Origin of the sequence: Paenibacillus sp. GYB003 (genome assembly GCF_036577625.1) — a bacterium.
Taxonomy (GTDB): Bacteria; Bacillota; Bacilli; order Paenibacillales; family NBRC-103111; genus Paenibacillus_AB.
In genome coordinates, this window is the sequence record NZ_JARBDC010000087.1 from 31557 (window position 1) to 50249 (window position 18693).

Sequence of the window (18693 nt, forward strand, 5' to 3'; positions counted from 1 at the left end):
AGCGTCGAGCATCGAAGCATCGTTCGTACGTTTCGGGCATTGAAGCGCAGTCCGTGCGCGGCAAAAAGCCATCGACCCCGCCAGCTGGCGGAATCGATGGCTTTTCTTGCGCGGCCGGGCCGGCGGCCGGTTAGTGGAACTCGATGTCGATGCTTTTTTTCGGAGGCGGCTGCAGCTTCGGCATGCGGATTTCCAGCACGCCGTTTTTATACGAAGCTTTGATGCCTTCCTCCTGCACGGGCGACGGCAGCGCGACCGAGCGCTGAAAACGGCCGAAATAACGCTCGCGCTGGTGCATGTTCTCTTCCTTTGCCTCGTGCGACCGGTTGATCGTTCCGGAAATCGTCAGCACGTTGCCCGATACGTCGATGTGCACGTCCTCCTTTTTCTCCAGGCCGGGCAAATCGCATGTCGCTACGACTTCCGCATCCGTTTCGTGAATATCCATCCGGTGCGAGCCGAATTGCTGCTCGCCGCGGATGAACGCCGGGAAATCGTTGAACATGCGGTCGAAATCTCTTTTCCAGCCTTCCAGGTTGCGGAACGGCTCGAACGGAATCAAAGCCATGGTCGGTGAACCTCCTCCAGTTTGGGCATTCACGGCTAGTTTTCCAAATTCGTTCGAACCTATGCGCCAGCTTTGCATGAATGTGCGGCGCCGCCGGCACCGGCTACGGCTCCATATGACCGGGAGCGCATCTGTGGTCGAGCGCCCGGGCGAAATAATCGTCCAACGGCTCCAGACCGAATTCGGCGATCACGTCGCGGACGGAAAACGCGTCGGTTTCGCTGCTGATCAGCACCGAGCCGAGGTAGCCGGGATCGCGAATCGAAACGTTCGGGCCGTACTTTTGCTTGATTGCGGCGAAATGCCGCCCGTTCTCGTCGATATGAACGACCGCGCAGTCCAAATTGACGGCCGCCGTCAAGTAAGGGTAATAGTTCGTGCTGGAGGCGACCGTTTCGCCCAGCGGCGACACGATCGTACAGGGCAGGCCGGCGACGGCTCCGACGAAATGCGCCCGGCACGAATACGCCCAATACGACTGCATCAGTCCGCCGTGGTACATGGACGGAAAGACGATCAGATCGGGCTTTTCCCGCGCGTACTTCAGCCGCAGCTCGTCGAAATTCAGGTCGAAGCAAATCGCGCAGGCGACCCGGCCGAAATCGCATTCGAACACGGGAGCGTCCTTGCCGTACAAAATGCCGTTCAGGTTATATTCGTTCGGCACGAGATGGTTTTTATGATACGCGCCGATAACCTTCCCTTGACGATCGATCAATTGCGCCGTATTGCGCCAGCTGCCGTCCTCGGCCTGCATATGGCAAGGATAGACGATGCAGCAGCCGTGCTCCCTGGCCGTCTCCGCGAAAAAATCGCGTATCCGGTCGCCCCGCGCCCGGTAATATTCCATCCGCCGCTCCTTCGGATAATGCGCTTGGCTCGGACGGTCGCAAGCCTCCGGCAAGACGATCAAATCCGGCTTGTCGGGCAGCACAAAGCCGAGCATCCTTTTCCAATGCGCAATCATCCGGTCGACCGCTTCCTCCGCGGGAACGGTCGCCTCGATGACGCACGGCGCCGGCCCGAGACTGCTTATTTTCACATAACGCGCCATATTCGCTCGCTCCTTTTTCGGAAAATCCGGACGTCATTTGCGCTGCTTCGGCTGCTCGAGCGCTTTCTTATCTCCACAGACGAAAATGTCGATCCACAAACGAACGCTTAACGTTCCTGCTCCGCGTGCCGCCGCGGAATGGGACGGCGACGAACCGATTGCGGGTCATTCGCCTTATCGGCTTATCGTCCGCCGTGAATATCAGCGGCCTCCGATTTCCCTGGCGCAATTTATTACAAGGATGCCCGATAACCGAATCATATCATAGAATTTCTACCAATCTAGCGACTTATGGACTATTGACTTTTGTCGAATTATACGAATCGCTCCGCTCCGATCCCCCCCCCTCATCATATCCCTCCGGGAACGAGCGCCCGAAAGAAAAAACACCCGCGAGGGTGTTTTCTATGATGGCACATGTGCAGCAGCGCTATTTGGTTTGCCGCGAAAGCAGCATTTGCACTTGAATGTCCAGCTGTTTCTCCATCGAGATCAAATCGGCCGCGGCAAACTGATCGATGTCCAACATATAGACGCGATTGTTTTTGACGGCGGGGAGGCTTTTCCACAAGTCGCTTTTCCATATTTCCTCGGCGCGCTTGTCTCCTCCGTTCGCGGCGTACACCGTAACGAACATATGGTCCGCGGCATACTGCGGCAGAACTTCCAGCGACATGTCCAAGCCCGAACCGCCTTTTTCGAATATATGCTTTTTCAACGGTTCGGGCGGGGAAAGCCCGAGGCTCGTGTACAGATTGCGCGTTCCTCGTCCGAAGCTTTGACTGACCGCCCAGAAGCTTTTCGCCCATATTTCGTAAACGCCGACGGTTTCGCCGGGCCCGACGACGCCGGCGAGCTTTTGCTTCGCTTCGGCCGCCTTCGCTTCGAACCGTTCGATCGCGGCTTCCGCTTCGGCTTTTTTGCCAAGCATATCGCCGAAATCGCGCAGCTCGTCCATGACGTCCTTTTGCCCCCACGGGATGACGACCGTAGGGGCGATTTTGGAAAATTGCTCGTAGTTTTTGTCCGAAGGCCGAATGATCAAGTCCGGGTTCAGCTCCGCGATTTTTTCCAGGGCGGCGGCATCGTCCCCGATATCGGCGATCCCTTCCGTCATCTCCTTTAGGAAATGCTGCTTTAAGCTCGCCGAGCCCGCGCCGACAGGCTTTACGCCAAGCGTGAGCAGATGGCCGAGATACTGTGTCGCGACGATCCGCTTCGGCTCGACCGGGATTTCGACAGCTCCCTTCACCGTGTCGTATTTGCGGGTTTCCGGCTTGTTCGCGATTGGTGCGGCTTGTATGGCGGCAGAGCCGGAACCGCCGGCATCGCCTTCCTTGCTTCCGCAGGCGGCCAGCGGAACGGCGAGCAGAACGGCTGCCGCCGCGACGAGCAGCATTCGATTCCATTGCAGCATGTCTTCCCCTCCAAATAATATTGATAATCATTATCAACATTATCGTAGCAACGGCCTGAAATGGCGTCTATCGCCGAAAATAAGATTTGATATGGACTATTGTGCGATTCCGATAAACGGCGGCTATGTTCGATTTCCGAAGCCCGGAACGGATATGCCGTCCGCTTGCCGCTTTAACAGCCGGATCTGAACGGCCAGCTGCCTTTCGATCGAAATCGGGTCGTTCCATACGAACGTATCCAGATCGATTTTGTAAACCCGACCGTTCCTTACGGCATCCAGCATCCTCCACTGCTCGCTTTCCATCAACGCCTTCGCCCGCCGCTCGCCGCCGTGTTTGTTCCAGACGGTAATAAACATATGGTCGGCGGCATATTGCGGAAAGCGTTCGAACGGAATTTCTTTCCCCGGACCTTTGCCCAGCACGAAATCGGCCAGTTCCCGCGGAGGCGCGTAGCCGAATGTTTTGTAAACGTTGCGCGTCCCGCGTCCGTACCCGATATTGACCGCCCAGATGCGGTCGCCCCATATTTCGTAGACGGCAACGGATTCCCCCGCTCCGACGATTCCCGCCACTTCCCGGCGAGCGCACTCCTCCTTCTCGCGAAATTCCGCGATCCACGCCTCCGCTTCGTTCCGTCTGTCCAGCAGCTCCCCGAAATATTCAAGCTCCTTCAGCGGGTCCAGCTGTCCCCACGGCAGAGCGACCGTTGTGGCAATTTGCGACAGATGCTCGTGCTTCTCCCGGATCGTCAAGATGATATCCGGTGCCAGCTCCGCGATTTTGGCCGGAGACGCCGGAACGCCCACATCCCGTATTCCGGTTACGTGCGGATGGCGCGCGAACGGCGTCAGCTGCTTGGCCGTCGTCCCCGCGGGGGCGAGTCCAAGCGCGAGAATATGCCCGAGATATTGCAGGCAAACGATCGTTTTCGGCTTCTTGATATAGGCGGTCGGCGACAGGCCGACCACCCGCTTGAATTTGCGGCTCAAGTAAAGACCGTCCGAATAGCCGACCGATTGCGCCACTTGATTCAGCGTGCCTTTGGCGAGGAGCAGCCGTTCCTTCGCCTTGGCGATGCGAACCCGGGCCAAATAATCGGCGAACGTGCACCCCGTCGCTTTCTTGAACGCCGATGAAAAATATTCGGGGGAAAGCCCGCAGCGGCGCGACAAAAAGTCCCGCGTAATGGTCGCCCGATAATTTTCGTTTATGTAGGCGACGGCCTCCCGTATGCGTCGTTCCGAATCGCGCTCGTCCCCGTCGGTAGCGGGACGGACCAAATAATGCATGGCGTTCATGAACAAGGAGTCCGCCAGAAAACGCGCCCCCTCGTCCGCGTTCCGCCGTACTTCGACGAGCTGGGCGACCAGGGAGGACAAAGCGGCGGAAAACGGAGTTTCGAGCTTGCCGGTTTCCAGAAACCCGGACATCTCCTTTTCCAAAACTTGTCGGCCGTTCGGGTCCGTTTCCGCAACTCTCCAAATTTCGAAGGTCGCGGCGTGCCACTTGATTTGGTTTCCGAACGTACGGCCGATTTCCAGACCGGCGCCCGGGTTCATAAAAATCACGTCGCCCGGATTTAACCTGCACGCCTTTCCTTCGATAAACGCTTCCCCGCTGCCGGCCGCAACGACGAGCAGCGAGTACGCGGCGGACGTTTCCTTCATCGGCAGCCGCCCGGCGTCCGATTCGACCGCTTCGGCCGCCGTCAGTCTGAATAGTCTGGAATGAACGCGTTCCAAATTCGCTTCTCCTTCCGATAGTATTGCTTATGCCGGTACGATGCGACTAGCCTCCATTATAAATGATAATCGTTCTCAACGGCAAATCGAGGTCATAGTTCGACCCGATCGGAGCATCGCAAAAAAAAGGAGCCGCGCCCCTTCCGTCAACGTGCGACGGTAGGCGCCAGCTCCCCCTGCTGAATTTGCACCATCTGGTAATACTTGCCCCGCCTCCGCATCAGCTCGTCGTGATTGCCCCGTTCCACGATGACGCCGCGGTCGAGCACGAGAATGAGATCGGCGCTCTTGATCGTGGACAGCCGGTGGGCGATGACGAACGTCGTCCGCCCCTGCTTGACGACTTCCAGCGCATTTTGGATGAGCGCCTCGGTTTCCGTGTCGATGTTGGACGTCGCCTCGTCGAGGATGAGAATCGCCGGATCGAAGGCGAGCGCGCGGGCGAACGAGACGAGCTGGCGCTGGCCGGCCGACAGCGTGCTCCCTTTCTCGATGACAGGCTCGTCGATGCCCTTCGGCAAATGGCGAAGCAGCTTGTCGGCGCCGACGTCGACGAGCGCCTTCTCGATCCGCTCCCGGGTAATGGCCGGGTCGTCCAGCGAAACGTTGGAGGCGATCGTCCCCGTGAACAGGAACGGATCCTGCAGCACGATGCCCATATGCCTCCGCATCGTTTGGCGGGGCAGCTCGCGAATGTCGGTGCCGTCGATCGTGATGCGTCCGCCGCTGGGATCGTAGAAGCGGAACAGCAAGTTCAGGATCGAGCTTTTGCCCGAGCCCGTATGGCCGACGAGCGCCACGGTCTGTCCTTGCTTCGCCTCGAACGAAATGTTTCGCAGCACGTACTCGTCGTCCTTGTAGGCGAACGAGACGTCCTCGAACCTCACGTTGCCCGCGAACCGTTTCATCGTCCGGTCCGATACGTCCTCCCCGGCTTCGTCCAGCAGCACGAACACCCGCTCCGCGGACACGAGCGCCGTCTCCAGGTTGGGCAGCTGGTTGACGATGTTCACGATCGGATTGAACAGCCGGTTCAAGTAATCGACGAACGCGTACAGCACGCCGAGCGTGACGACGGCTTCCGGACCGCTGAGCGCCTCCGCCCCGAAAAACCAGATGACCGCCACGAGCGCGATGTTGCGGATGACGCCGACGAGGTTGTAGCCGGTCCACGAATTCAGGCTGAGCAGCTTGTTGCGGAACGTAAACAGCTTCGAGTTGATCGCTTCGAACTCCGCTTCCATCCGTTTCTCGGCGCGGAACGCTTTGACGACCTGCATCCCTTGGATCGACTCGTTGATGACGCCGTTGATTTCGCCTACGGCGGAGCGGATCGTCCGGTTGTACGATTTCGCTTTTTTGCCGTACACGTAAATCCAGAGCGCCAGTATCGGGATGATGAACAGACAGATCGCGGCAAGCCGGCTGTCCAGCAGGAACAAGGCGACGAAAATGCCGGTCATGTAAATCGTTCCCGTGAAAAAGTTGGCCAGCACCGTCACGTACAGCTCGCGAAGCGTTTCCGTGTCGTTCGTGATCCGCGACACGACTTTGCCCGCGGGCAAATTGTCGAAATAGCGGACCGGGAGCCGGTTCATTTGCCCGAACACGTCGGAGCGCATGTTGCGGATGATCCGGTTCGACGCCGCCTGCAGCACGTAGCGCTGCCCGTACGAAAACGCGGCCGACACGACGAGCAGGCCGAAATAAGCCCAGCACAGCCGGATCAAACCGCCCAGCTCCGGGCGGAAAAAGGCGTACATATCCGCGGCGGACAGCTTCTGCGCTTCGTACACGGCTTGCCGTTCGCCCCGCACGATCCGCAGCTTGCCGTCCGGCGTCTCGCTTCGCTCCCCGTCGAAGGCGATCGCTCCCGGCACGAAATAGTAGTGCCGCTCGACTTGCAGCACCCGAGCCTCCGCGCCCCGCGCTTCCCCTTCCGCGAAATGGTCCTCGCGCTTGTACGTCGCGCCGCCGTATTCGACGTCATAGCCGCTCCCGGCGTTCCCCGCCGTGCGATACCACGGCTTCTCGACGCCGGTTATATGCACGTCGATCAGCCGTTTCGCCACGAGCGGTCCGGCCAGTTCCGTGCCGACGGCGACGGCGAGCATCAGCAGGGCGATCAGCAGCTGCGTTTTGTAATGAAGGGCGTACCGGATCAGCCGGACGAGCGTCTTCATCGGCTTGCCCGCCGCGCGGTCGATGTCAAGATCGTAAAGCTCGGGTTCCATGCTCATTCCGATTCACCGCCTTCGAAGGCGGACCGTTTCGCGTCCACCTGCTGTCTTTCGAACTGCTCTTTATACCAGCCGCCGAGTCGCATCAGCTGCTCGTGCGTCCCCTGCTCGGCGATTTTCCCTTCGTCCATGACGACGATCCAGTCCGCCTCCTGGATCGCGGACAGCCGGTGCGTCGCGATGAGCGTCGTTTTGCCGTAGCGCGTTCGGCGAATGTTCTCCACGATTTCCGCCTCCGTCCGCGCGTCGACGGCCGACAGCGCATCGTCGAGCATCAAAATGTGCGGATCGGCGATAAGCGCCCGCGCGATCGACACCCGCTGCTTTTGACCGCCGGACAGCGATACCCCTTTTTCGCCGACCGTCGTCTCGAGCCCTTTCGGCAAAAACGCCATATCGTTTTTCAAGGCGGACGCCGCAATCGCCTCCTGCAGCTCCTCGTCCGTCGCGTTCCCGTCCCGGCTGCCGAACATAATGTTCGCCCGCACCGTTCGCGAAAACAAAAACTGCTCCTGCGGCACGTAGCCGTACCACGATTTCAACAGATCGGTGTCGATTCGCTCGATCGGCGTCCCGGAAATCGTGACGGCGCCTTCGCCGCCCGGGTATTCGCGAAGCAGCTGCTTGATCAGCGTCGTCTTGCCGCTGCCGGTTCGTCCGGCGATGCCGAGCGTTTGGCCGGGCCGCAGCTTGAACGTAACGTCGCGCAAGTTATCGACCGAAGACGATGGATACCGGAACGTCACGTTGCGGAACTCGATCTCGCCCGGCCGCTCGTCGACCCGCGCCGCCTCCTCGGGCTCCGTGTCGGCCACGTCCGGCTTCCAGCCGAGCGTCGCGCCGACGCGATCGAGCGACGCGTTGCCGCGCTGCATAATGTTGATCAGCTCGCCGATGGCGAACATCGGCCAGATCAGCATCCCCAAATAGACGTTGAACGCGACGAGACCGCCGATCGTCAGCTCGTTATGGTAGACGAGATAGGCGCCGTAGCCGAGCCCGATCAAGTAGCTTGCGCCGGTCAATATTTTCATCGTCGGCTCGAACAGCGCATCGATGCGCACGACCGCGATGTTTTTGTCGAGCACGTCTTTCGTGACCGCCGCAAAGCGGTTTTCCGCCGCCCGCTCCTGCACGTAGGCACGGATGACGCGGATGCCGGATATCGTCTCCAGCACGCCGTCGTTCATCGCTCCGAACGCGTCCTGCGCGTCCATGAACCGTTTGTGGATCCATTTGCCGTACAGGCTGACCAAGATCGCCATAATCGGCAGCGGCAATATCGCCGCCAGCGTCAGCTTCCACGAAACGAACGCGGTCATCGTCACGAGCAGCGTCGCCATCCACAGCGTCGAATCCAAAAACGTCAAAATGCCGAAGCCGGCCGTCTGCGAAACGGCCTGCAAATCGTTCGTGGCGAGCGCCATCAAATCGCCGGTCCGGTTCCGTTCGTAAAACGTCGGGGTCATTTTCAGAAAATGGCGCATGAGCCGCGAGCGCATGAGCCGTTCGACGACAAACGCGCCCCCGAACAGCTTGTAATGCCACGTGAAGTTGATCAGGTACGCGCAGGCGGTAATCGTAACGAGCTGCACGAGCGTCACGCGGATCGTCTCCCAATCGATCCCCCCGACGTTGATCGCGTCGATGGAGCGGCCGACCAGCATCGGCGGAATGATCTCCAATATGCCGGAGGCGATCAGCAGCACGACGGCGACCGTGTATCGTTTCCATTCCTGCCGGAAAAACCAGCCCAGCTTAGTCAGTACGGACAGCATGTTTCTCTCTCCTCTCTATATCCGAATATCCGATCCGTCGAAACCGTCTTTCTTACTCGCTTTTCCGACGGCCGACGCAACCGAAAAAAGCACACCGCCCGAATGCGATGTGCTTCGTCCTATAACGAAAAGGCGCACGCCACGAGCTTTTCGTGACCGGCGCCTTCGATAACCGGCTCATGCGGCATAGGTTGCTGCCGTTGTCCGGAGCTTCAGGAGGCCGCGTCACGATCGATGAAATTCCTTGCTGCTGCAGCTTGCGTCGCATCGGTGCGGAATTCATCCTTTTTCATGACGGCTTCTCCTTCCCCGGTCTCGTAAGCGTTAGTTCCAATTGTTACGTTATCACGGGGAGATTTCGTCTGTCAATTGTCGCCCGGCAGAAAAAACGATTATACCCGTTTTTAGCTCGCGTCCGGGTTTAACGTTGGCGCTCGTTCGACGTATCGGCTCCATGCGCCCGTCCGAAAAATCGGCCGATCCCCGTCGCTTCAAGCGCCGCGCCGCAAGGCGGAGTTTCGTCCCGCCCGCGGCGTCAGCGCATCGCCCGCTCCCGGTCGAGCCCGTACCGGGCCAGCAGCGGTCCCATCACCTTATCCCCGAAGTTGTCGCCCATTATCGCATAGCCCGTGCCGTTCGGATGCAGGTTATCCGGCAAATGCTCCGCATACGCCTCGTGGAAAATCGTCAGCCCGTCGACGTAATGAAGACGGCTGTCTCCCAAGGCGGTCATCGCGTTCACCGCCTCCACGATTTCCTCGCGCATTTCGCACAGCGTGAACTGGACCGTGTTCGGCGTCGTTTCGCGCGGCGGCGACCAGATCGGCGACATGACGGCGATCGGCGTATCCGGATGCTTCTCGCGCACGATTTGGACGAAGCCGATGACGGCCGCCCGGAACGTCCGTTTGTTCAGCGTGCTGCCGCCGTACACGTTGATGCCCAGGCACATCGAAATGACATCGGCGTCCAAATCCCGGATCATGCGGGCGACCATCGGCTCCAGATGGCAGTTGCCGGAATAGCCGAGACACGTCAAATCGAGCCCGAACCTTCGGGCGACGATCGCCGGCCACGTTTGCGCCGGGCTGAACGCTCCGCCGCACTGCGTGATGGAGCTGCCGTACGTAATCCATTTCGGACGGCGATCGTCCGGAATATGCCAGGCGGCTCCTTCGTCGATACCGATCGTCCTGACGGTTGACGGCGCTTTTTGCGGGAGAAAGATTTCGATCGTCTTGCTCCCGCCGGGCAGCTGCCCGAATCGTGCGACCGTTTCGCCGGGCTCGAGCACTCGCGTCACGACGGGAGCGTCGCCGACGACGAGATCGATCTGCACCTGAATATCTGACGGAGCGAGCTCGACCGAAACGGCCGTCGTATCGCTGGCGAACCGCAGCCGAACCCCTGCGGACACCGCGGCCGTCCCGTTAATGCCGTTCGGCGGAAACAAATCGTACTGCTTGTAAGGAATGCGCCACGGCTTGATTCCGTCTCCCGTTTGCTCCAGCGAAACGGCGCCTTTGAATAACGAGCCGCTCAGCTCTATTTTCTGCATATGCCCATTTCCCCTTTCCATAGTCGTCCCACTTAAATGTACAAGGGATCGGCACGGTTGACAACCCAAAACTTTCCATCGGAAACGGCTTCATCGCACCCCTTATCCGCCGAAAATTAGCGCTTCGATCAATTATTAATGAAACCGATGCGTGTCTTGGCGCTGACGAATCGGCATAACGCTAAGAAGCCTGAATACGGGGGACCGGCCGATCCAACGAATCGAGGCAACGTTATTGGGACCGCCGCATGGTCGATGCCCCCCTTTTTTCGCGAAATAAGGTTGGCTCGGTTCGTTAAACAAAAAAAATCGTTCGTTTTGCCGCAAATAACGATACCGAGATTCGTAAGCAACGTTCCAAATGAAAAACGGTCGCTCTGCCTCTGCGGCGGCCGCTTCGGGCGATTGGCTTTGTATGCGCGCGCTTAAGTGATCGCGGGTTCGAGCAGCATGCGGCGAATGAAGGAACGCACTCGGAAAACGTCAACATGTCGCGCGTCGCCGCCCTTTCTGCCTATTCCGCCGCATCCCAGTTCGGCGGCATAACGGGCGGCCGCCAATCGGGCGGAGGCGACCAGTCGATCCATGAGTCGTAATAGGCGGCCGGGCCGGCTTGCAGCAGCCGGATCGCGCGCTCCCCTTCCGCCCGGATGGCTGCCGCTTGCTCCGAGGAAAAGTTGCCCGCGGCGACCGCCTCCTCGAATTCGGCTTCGTCTTTCCAAGACCATTCGGTCCGTTCCCGATTGGCGGTAATGTCGAGCAAGTAATCCGTCGTATCGAAGCCGACGGACATCCGACGCAGCGGCGCCTGCAAATTGATGTACCAGCCCAAAAACCGGCGATCCTCGGAGCGCCAGAAGGCGCAGACGGCGTGAGACGCTTCGGGCGATGCCAGCAAAAGCACCTCCGTGCCTCCCCACATACCGTCCTGCATGCCCGTATGGACGGAAGCTGTGACGGAGAGCAAGTTTCGTCTCGACTTGATCGGATAGCCCGGCCCCCAATACAAGGCGATCCGCTCGGCGTCATCGCGTACGACCGTCGCCGTCGTGACTCGGTATACGGTTCCGTTCCACACCCGCCGCAGGACGACAGGCTCGCCGGGACGAAAAGTTAAATGGAAGGACATAAAATCACTCCAATTTTACGAATGATTGACTGTGATTTCCATTCTAGATCCGGTACCCGATTTCCTTCAAAACGGATCGAAACAAGGAGGCCGCTATGCGCAAACCGTTCGGGATCGGTCTGACGATTGCCGCAATGATCGCCGCGCTGTCCGCCGCCGCGCAGGATGTCGGCGTCGCAATCCGTTTCTCCGGAGCGGCCGGGTGAATCGCCCTGCTTCTCGCCGCTTTGTTTTCCGGCGCGTTCATCGAGTCCGACTCCAGGCGCGTCGACGCTGCAACGGAGGACATGCATTCGCTCGACCGGAGACTTAAGTATTCGACGTTTTGGATTTGGGTGAGCGCTCCCAATTTGACGTTGTGCCTGCTTCTGTACTTCGGCTCCAAGCTGTTTTGACGCACGGTGAGCTCCCGTGAGCGGATCTCGAGCTAACGAATCGAGTAACCGTTATCGGAGCCGAATGCCGAGGTGCGATTGTGCTTACGAACTTCAGTATCGCTATTGCCGGCAAATCGACACGGTCCGCCCCGCCCCGGTGACGGGCGATCCTCCATAAAAGCGCCGCAGGACGTCTTGCGAACATACAGCCGGCGTCTCTAAGCTGCGTTATGTTATTGCCGACGATCAAAAAATGTGATCGCGTCCATAACAATACTTTATAAGCGGCGCATTCCCCAAATGGTATGATAGATAGGAATATTAACGGCAAGGAAGTGCTTATACTCGTGGCGGGTTTTTCGTGGAAACGCAATTTGGTCGTATTATGGATCGGCACGTTTCTCGTCAGCATGGCGTACTCGGTGTCGATACCGTTCATGTCGATTTTTTTGGAGCACGACTTGGGCGTTACCGAGCATCTGGAAGCTTGGACCGGCGTCGTTTTTGCGGTCACCTTTTTGTCCGGAGCGTTGATCGCCCCGTTCTGGGGCTCGCTCGCCGACAAATACGGCCGCAAGCCGATGATGCTGCGCGCCGGCATCTGTTTGTCGTTTTGTTACTTCTTGTATTTCATCGTGGACGGTCCGTACGAGCTGATCGGCGCGCGCATATTGGAAGGATTGCTGGCCGGCTATATTCCGTCCGCGATCGCCCTGATCGCCACCAACACGCCGGAAAAGCATATGGGCTACGCGCTCGGGGTCATCTCGACGTCCAGCGCGGCCGCCTCGGTTATCGGTCCGCTCCTCGGCGGCATCGTCAGCCATATGATCGGACCGCGGGATACGTTCGCGCTGGCGAGCGGCATGGTCGCCGTCGCCTTTCTCATTTGCCTGTTCTGGGTGAAGGAGCCTTCGTTCAACAAATCGACGGCGAAGCGATCGTCGATCGCGCAGGACTTGAAGGTGGCGGCGTCCAACCGGAGCCTGATCATCGCCTTCGTCGTCGTATTTGTGACGACGACGTCGGTCATGCTGCTGGAGCCGCTGCTTACGATCTATGTCCAGCAGATCGGCTCGGACGCCTCCTCCGCCTCGCTGTACGCCGGCATCATCTTCTCGGCCGTCGGCGTCGCCACGCTGATCGCCGCGCCGTGGTGGGGCAAATTCGGCACGAGGATCGGCTACGAGAAGGTGCTGTTCATCGGCCTGCTCGGCGGCGGCATCGGCAACGTGCTGCAGGTGCTGTTTCACAGCTTGGTCGGCTTCGGCGCGCTGCGCTTCGGCTACGGCTTGTTTTTCGCCGGGGTATATCCGGCCTTGAACGCGTTTATCGCCGAACGGACCGACCCGGCGTTCCGCAGCCGCGCCTTCAGCCTCAATCAATCGTCGCACCAGATGGGGCTGATGCTCGGCCCGCTCCTCGGCGGATTCGCCGCGACCCAGGTGCCGATTCCGGTCGTCTTCGTCTTTACGGGCGTCGCGCTGCTGCTTTTGGCCGCGATGCTGAAAATACCGAAGTTTTCGATATCCCGCGATGCGGCTTCTTCCCGAAAGCAAGTCGCGGAATCTTAAAGCTCGTTTCGAGAGCCGGATGCGGACGCTTCCGGCTCTTTATCGTTGCGCCCCCGGCCGCGGACGCGCATCCCCCTCGCGAAGCGTTTCCTGCAAATTGGCGATAAACGCGCGGGTCGCGGACGAGACGAACATGTCGTTCCGGTAAACGATGCCGACGACCCGCTGCGGCGTCGGATCGACAATCGGAACGATGCGAATGTTTTGGTGCGCGACGTCCCGAAGATACGTACCCGGCAAAATGGTCGAAGCGATATTCAGGGCGACCAGGTCGAGCAGCGAGTCGAGCGTCGTCATTTCCACCGCCGGTTGGAACCGGAATCCTTTCGTCTGCGTCGCCCTGTCGATCAGTTGCCTGACGAGAAACTTCGGCGGGAGCAGCGCCATCGGCAGATCGCGCAGACGGTCCAGCTCGACCTTGTCGGCGCCGGCGAGCGGATGCGTTTCGGACACGGCCAGGCTCAGCTTTTCCGTATAGAGCGGAATGCTGGTCAGCTGCTCGCCTTCGACGGGCAAAAAGACGACGCCGACGTCCAAACGGTTGTCGAGCAATCCTTGCCTCGTCTCCTCCGTGCTCAGCTCGGCGGCGTTGATCGTAATGCCGGGGTACGCGCGGTGGAACGAGACGATCGGCGTAATCAGCATATGATTGCCGGCGCAGCCGATGCGAATTTCGCCCCGGCCGAGCCCTTTCAGCTCCCGGATGGCCGCCTGCGCCTGGCCGAGCTCGTCGAAAATGCGCAAGCAGTGACGGTACAGCAAATTGCCCGCTTCGGTCACGATCACTTTTTTGCCGACCCGGTTGAACAGCAGCGTATCCGTCTCCTGCTCGAGCGCGCGAATTTGCTGGCTGAGCGTCGGCTGGGAAATGCCGAGCTTCTCGGACGCTCTCGTAAAATGAAGCTCCTGGCACATCGTGACGAAATATTCGAGATGCCTCAGTTCCATGGCCGCCCCCCTCGCCGCAGTAAATAATTGGTATAATCTATTATAATAATAGAAACGATTGGATTGTTCAATGATACAAATCGATTTATAATAGAAAACATATCACGTTCGAGATTTCGCCCTTGCGGCTGCAGCACCGACATTCAATTTGACCAGGGAGTGGAGAACAAAATGAGCAATATCCGGTACGTGCAAAGCTTGTCCCCGAAACAAAAGCCGGACGCAAGCAATTTGGAGTTCGGCAAAACGTTTACCGATCACATGTTTTTGCTCGATTATACGGAAGGTCAAGGCTGGCATGATCCGCGCATCGTTCCGTACGGGCCGCTGACGCTCGACCCGGCCGCCATGGTGTTTCATTACGGCCAAGCCGTCTTCGAAGGGCTGAAGGCGTTCCGGACGAAGGACGACCGCATCGTGCTGTTCCGTCCGAACAAAAACGCCGAGCGGCTGAACGTGTCGAACGAGCGGCTCAACATCCCGCATCTGGACGAAGCGGCGTTCGTCGAATACGTGAAAGCGCTCGTCTCGATCGACCGCGAATGGGTCCCTTCCGCGGAAGGCACCTCGCTGTATATCCGGCCGTTCATCATGGCGATCGAGCCTTGTCTCGGCGTCAGGGCGTCCAAGCGCTATTTGTTCGCGATCATTATGTCTCCCGTCGGCGCGTACTACAAAGAAGGCATCCACCCGGTCAAAATCAACGTAGAGAGCCAATACGTCCGCGCCGTGCGCGGCGGAACGGGGTTCGCCAAGACGGCGGGCAACTATGCCTCCAGCATCAAGGCGCAGGAGGAAGCGAAAGAGGAAGGCTTTTCGCAGGTGCTGTGGCTCGACGGCAAGGAGCATACGTACGTCGAAGAAGTGGGCAGCATGAACATGTTTTTCAAAATCGGCGGCGAAGTCGTCACCCCCGAGCTGAACGGCAGCATACTGGCCGGCATTACGCGCGATTCCGTGCTTCATCTGCTGAAGACGTGGGGCGTGCCGGTGACGGAGCGCAAAATTTCGATCCGGGAAATTTATCAGGCGTCGCTTGACGGCAAGCTCGAGGAAGCGTTCGGCACCGGCACCGCGGCGGTCATCTCCCCGGTCGGCGAGCTGCACTGGCAGGAGCATACGATGACGATCAATCAAGGCAAGATCGGCGAGCTGGCGCAAAAAATTTACGATACGATTACGGGCATTCAAAACGGCACGGTACCGGATACGTTCGGCTGGAACGCGGTCGTCGAATAACCGTCCGACCGCCCGGCCCCCGGCATGCGAAAGGGACTTTCCCGCGAAAGCGAAGAAAGTCCCTTTTTTTGTCGATCGCATCAGGCCCTTCCGAAAAAAACGCCGTACAGCAAATATGCGTTAAGACCGATAATAATGGCGGCAATAAACCACGACACGAGTTTCAGCCAGGGCGGGTTGGCAAATTCCCCCATCTTCCTTTTGTCGTTCGTAAATCGGATGAGCGGAACGACCGCGAACGAAAGCTGGAGCGATAAAATGACCTGGCTTAAAATAAGCAGCTCGGTCGTCCCTTTCTCGCCAGCGATCGCCGTCACGATGACGGCCGGGATAATCGCGATCAGCCGCGTAATCAGCCGTCGCAGCCATGGCGCCAAACGAATGTTCAGGAAGCCTTCCATCACGATCTGACCGGCGAGCGTGCCCGTCAGCGTCGAGTTTTGGCCCGATGCGAGCAGGGCGACGCCGAACAAAATGCTGCCGATCGTCGTGCCGAGCAGCGGCGTGAGCAGCCGGTAGGCGTCGCCGATTTCCGCCACCTCGGTCATCCCCGCCCTGTGGAACGTCGCCGCCGACAAAATCAAAATCGCCGCATTGATGAACAAGGCGAAAAACAGGGCGATGCTCGAATCCCATGTCGCGTATTTGATCGCCAGCCGTTTGCCTTCGCGCGTCGGCTCGATGCGGCGCGTCTGCACGATCGAGGAGTGCAGGTACAAATTGTGCGGCATGACGGTCGCGCCGAGAATGCCGATCGCAATATACAGCATCGCCGGGTTTGTCACGAGCCCGGTCGACGGCACGAAGCCGTGCACGATGCCGCCCATATCCGGCTTGGAAAGAAAAATTTCGGTTACGAAGCAGCCCCCGATCGTCACGATCAGCACGACGACGAGCGTTTCGATAAACCGAAACCCTTTGTTTTGCAAGAGCAGCACGATCAGCACGTCGACCGCCGTGATCAAAACCCCGTACACGAGCGGGATGCCGAACAGCAGATGGAGCGCGATCGCCGAGCCGATCACTTCCGCCAGGTCGCAGGCGGCAATGGCCAGCTCGCATAAGATCCACAGCGTAAAGGCGACCGGCTTGCGGTAATGGTCCCGGCACGCCTGGGCCAAGTCGCGCCCGGTCACGATGCCGAGCTTGCCGGCGAGCGCCTGCAGCACGATCGCCATCATATTCGACAGCACGATGACGGAGAGCAGCGAGTAGCCGAACATCGAGCCGCCGGCGATATCGGTCGCCCAGTTGCCCGGGTCCATGTACCCGACGGCGACCAGGTAGCCCGGGCCGACGAACGCCAAAAACTTTTTGATCCACGAGCCCGTTTTCGGGACGCGCAGGCTGCCGTGCACTTCGGGAAGCGACGGCTGCGATCTCGCGCGTCTCCAGCCTTCGTCCGGGGAGGAAAGTCCCATATTCGCACGGTTTTCGTTCATGTCGTTCACCTGATTCGTCTCTATATTTGTGCGCAACAAACTATGTTTGCCATGTGCAACTTTTAATTAAAAAAAATGACTGCCTGACGCTCGCATCGAGCATCCGTCACACCTCAAATTGTACTCTCGCATCTTTTTTTGTCAAGGAGAACATGATGGAAAAAGAACGGCCCCCCGGGAACCGTTCCGTCCATCCGCCAATTCGGCAAACCATCAATCCGGCAAACCGCTCACGATCGTCCGCCGCGCCGGCGCAGCAGCTGGTTTTGCTTCATTTTTTGTTCCGTTCCTTGGTCGGACGCGGTAAAAAAATGTTCGCCGCGGATCGCGTCCGGCAAATATTGCTGTTCCACATAGTGGCCTTCGTAATCGTGCGGATATTTGTACCCGATATGGCCGAGCTGCTTGGCTCCCTTGTAATGGGCGTCGCGCAGATGAAGCGGCACGTCCGCGGATTTCGTCCGTTCCAGCGATTGCATGACGTTGCCGATGGCGATCGGAATCGAGTTCGACTTCGGACTTTCGACCGCGAACAGGATCGCCTGGGCGATGTTGTACTTCGCCTCCGGCCAGCCGATTTTATGGTAGGCGTCCATCGCCGTCACCGCCTGCACCATCGCCTGCGGGTTGGCCAGCCCGATATCTTCGCTGCACGCGACGATCAGCCGGCGCAAAAACGTCATCGGATCCATGCCGAGCTTCTCGACGGCGTACAAAAACCAGTACAGCGCGGCGTCGCTCGAGCCGCGGACGCTTTTGTGAAACGCGGAGAGCACGTCGTACTGCGTCGACTCGTCCGCCTTGATCGTCGGCCGGCGAATCGACTCCTCGGCGACATCGAGCGTAATGCGGATCGTGCCGTCCGCATCCGGCGCCGTCGTCAGCGCGGCCAGCTCCAGGGCGTTCAGCGCCCGGCGAACGTCGCCGTTCGCCATCGCGGCCATATGCCGCAGCGCGTCCTCGTCCGCCTCGATCGGCATAAAGCCGAGCCCCCGCTCGCGATCCGCGAGCGCGCGCCGCATCGCCTGCAGCGAATGCTCGTGCGTCAGCGGCTTCAGCTCGAACAGCGTCGAGCGCGACAAAAGCGCTCCGTTCACGTGGTGAAACGGATTTTCCGTCGTTGCGCCGATCAGCGTAATGATCCCCTGCTCGACGGCGGGCAGCAGCGCGTCCTGGCGGGACGTGTTGAACCGGTGCACCTCGTCGAGAAACAAAATCGTCTTCTTGCCGTACATCGCCTTGTTCGCCTTCGCCTGCTCGATAACGTCGCGAACGTCCTTCACCGAAGCGTCCACCGCGTTCAGCCGGACGAATTCGCCGTTCGTCGCATTCGAAATGATGCCCGCCAGCGTCGTTTTCCCCGAGCCCGGCGGCCCGTACAGCAAAATCGAGGCGACCTGGTCCGCTTCGATCGCCCGGCGCAGCAGCTTGCCCGGTCCGACAATATGCTCCTGCCCGAAATATTCGTCCAGCGTCCGCGGGCGCATCCGGTCCGCCAGCAGCCGTCCGGCCGTCTTCGTCTCGTCGTCGTACGTAAACAAATCCACCGGCATTCTCCCCGCTTCGCAAAAACTTTCGTCGTACGGCAAAAGCCGTCACCGGAGCGATGACGGCTTCGTGCCT

Annotated in this window: 15 protein-coding genes; 3 read left to right on the top strand and 12 right to left on the bottom strand. The window is 59.2% G+C overall.

The window, feature by feature from the left end:
- Positions 1–130 precede the first annotated feature (130 nt).
- From PV407_RS27475 to PV407_RS27515, 9 genes are all read right to left on the bottom strand, one after another.
- Entirely contained in the window at positions 131–568 is a 438-nt protein-coding gene (locus PV407_RS27475; protein ID WP_332093194.1) for an Hsp20/alpha crystallin family protein, read from the bottom strand.
- A gap of 103 nt (positions 569–671) precedes the next feature.
- Positions 672–1622 (bottom strand): carbon-nitrogen hydrolase family protein, encoded by a 951-nt coding sequence (locus PV407_RS27480; protein WP_332093195.1) that lies wholly within the window; start codon positions 1620–1622, stop codon positions 672–674.
- 430 nt (positions 1623–2052) lie between these two features.
- Positions 2053–3039, bottom strand: coding sequence for an ABC transporter substrate-binding protein (locus tag PV407_RS27485; RefSeq protein WP_332093196.1), 987 nt, complete (start codon positions 3037–3039; stop codon positions 2053–2055).
- A gap of 123 nt (positions 3040–3162) precedes the next feature.
- On the bottom strand, positions 3163–4785 hold the full coding sequence (locus PV407_RS27490; protein ID WP_332093197.1) for a helix-turn-helix domain-containing protein: 1623 nt from the start codon (positions 4783–4785) through the stop codon (positions 3163–3165).
- 146 nt (positions 4786–4931) lie between these two features.
- The gene (locus PV407_RS27495) at positions 4932–6968 is read right to left on the bottom strand and encodes an ABC transporter ATP-binding protein (protein WP_332093239.1); all 2037 of its coding nucleotides are present in this window, start codon (positions 6966–6968) and stop codon (positions 4932–4934) included.
- Positions 6969–7021: 53 nt separating this feature from the next.
- On the bottom strand, positions 7022–8803 hold the full coding sequence (locus PV407_RS27500; protein ID WP_332093198.1) for an ABC transporter ATP-binding protein: 1782 nt from the start codon (positions 8801–8803) through the stop codon (positions 7022–7024).
- A 535-nt stretch (positions 8804–9338) separates the two neighbouring features.
- Positions 9339–10361 carry an SGNH/GDSL hydrolase family protein gene (locus PV407_RS27505; protein ID WP_332093199.1) on the bottom strand — a complete coding sequence of 341 codons (1023 nt, stop codon included), beginning with the start codon at positions 10359–10361 and terminating at the stop codon, positions 9339–9341.
- A gap of 514 nt (positions 10362–10875) precedes the next feature.
- Positions 10876–11490: a DUF402 domain-containing protein gene (locus PV407_RS27510; RefSeq protein ID WP_332093200.1), complete on the bottom strand. Its 615-nt coding sequence runs from the start codon at positions 11488–11490 to the stop codon at positions 10876–10878.
- Positions 11491–11533: 43 nt separating this feature from the next.
- Complete coding sequence (locus PV407_RS27515) at positions 11534–11737, bottom strand: hypothetical protein (RefSeq protein ID WP_332093201.1); 204 nt, start codon at positions 11735–11737, stop codon at positions 11534–11536.
- Here PV407_RS27515 and PV407_RS29685 point away from each other — a divergent pair.
- Together PV407_RS29685 and PV407_RS27520 are read left to right on the top strand one after the other, a co-directional pair.
- Complete coding sequence (locus tag PV407_RS29685) at positions 11718–11885, top strand: DUF5316 family protein (RefSeq protein ID WP_442951717.1); 168 nt, start codon at positions 11718–11720, stop codon at positions 11883–11885. The genes PV407_RS27515 and PV407_RS29685 overlap by 20 nt on opposite strands.
- Before the next feature lie 329 nt (positions 11886–12214).
- Positions 12215–13441, top strand: coding sequence for an MFS transporter (locus PV407_RS27520; protein ID WP_332093202.1), 1227 nt, complete (start codon positions 12215–12217; stop codon positions 13439–13441).
- Between the two features lie 39 nt (positions 13442–13480).
- Here PV407_RS27520 and PV407_RS27525 read toward each other — a convergent pair whose 3' ends face one another.
- Positions 13481–14389 carry a LysR substrate-binding domain-containing protein gene (locus PV407_RS27525; protein WP_332093203.1) on the bottom strand — a complete coding sequence of 303 codons (909 nt, stop codon included), beginning with the start codon at positions 14387–14389 and terminating at the stop codon, positions 13481–13483.
- A 171-nt stretch (positions 14390–14560) separates the two neighbouring features.
- Here PV407_RS27525 and PV407_RS27530 point away from each other — a divergent pair, with 171 nt between their 5' ends.
- On the top strand, positions 14561–15628 hold the full coding sequence (locus tag PV407_RS27530; protein ID WP_332093204.1) for a branched-chain amino acid aminotransferase: 1068 nt from the start codon (positions 14561–14563) through the stop codon (positions 15626–15628).
- An 80-nt stretch (positions 15629–15708) separates the two neighbouring features.
- On the opposite strand, the gene PV407_RS27535 is transcribed toward PV407_RS27530, so the two are convergent.
- Both PV407_RS27535 and PV407_RS27540 read right to left on the bottom strand, forming a co-directional pair.
- A complete protein-coding gene (locus PV407_RS27535) occupies positions 15709–17070 on the bottom strand; it encodes an Nramp family divalent metal transporter (protein WP_332093205.1) in 1362 nt (453 codons plus the stop codon).
- 230 nt (positions 17071–17300) lie between these two features.
- Positions 17301–18623, bottom strand: coding sequence for a replication-associated recombination protein A (locus tag PV407_RS27540; RefSeq protein WP_332093206.1), 1323 nt, complete (start codon positions 18621–18623; stop codon positions 17301–17303).
- Positions 18624–18693 lie beyond the last annotated feature (70 nt).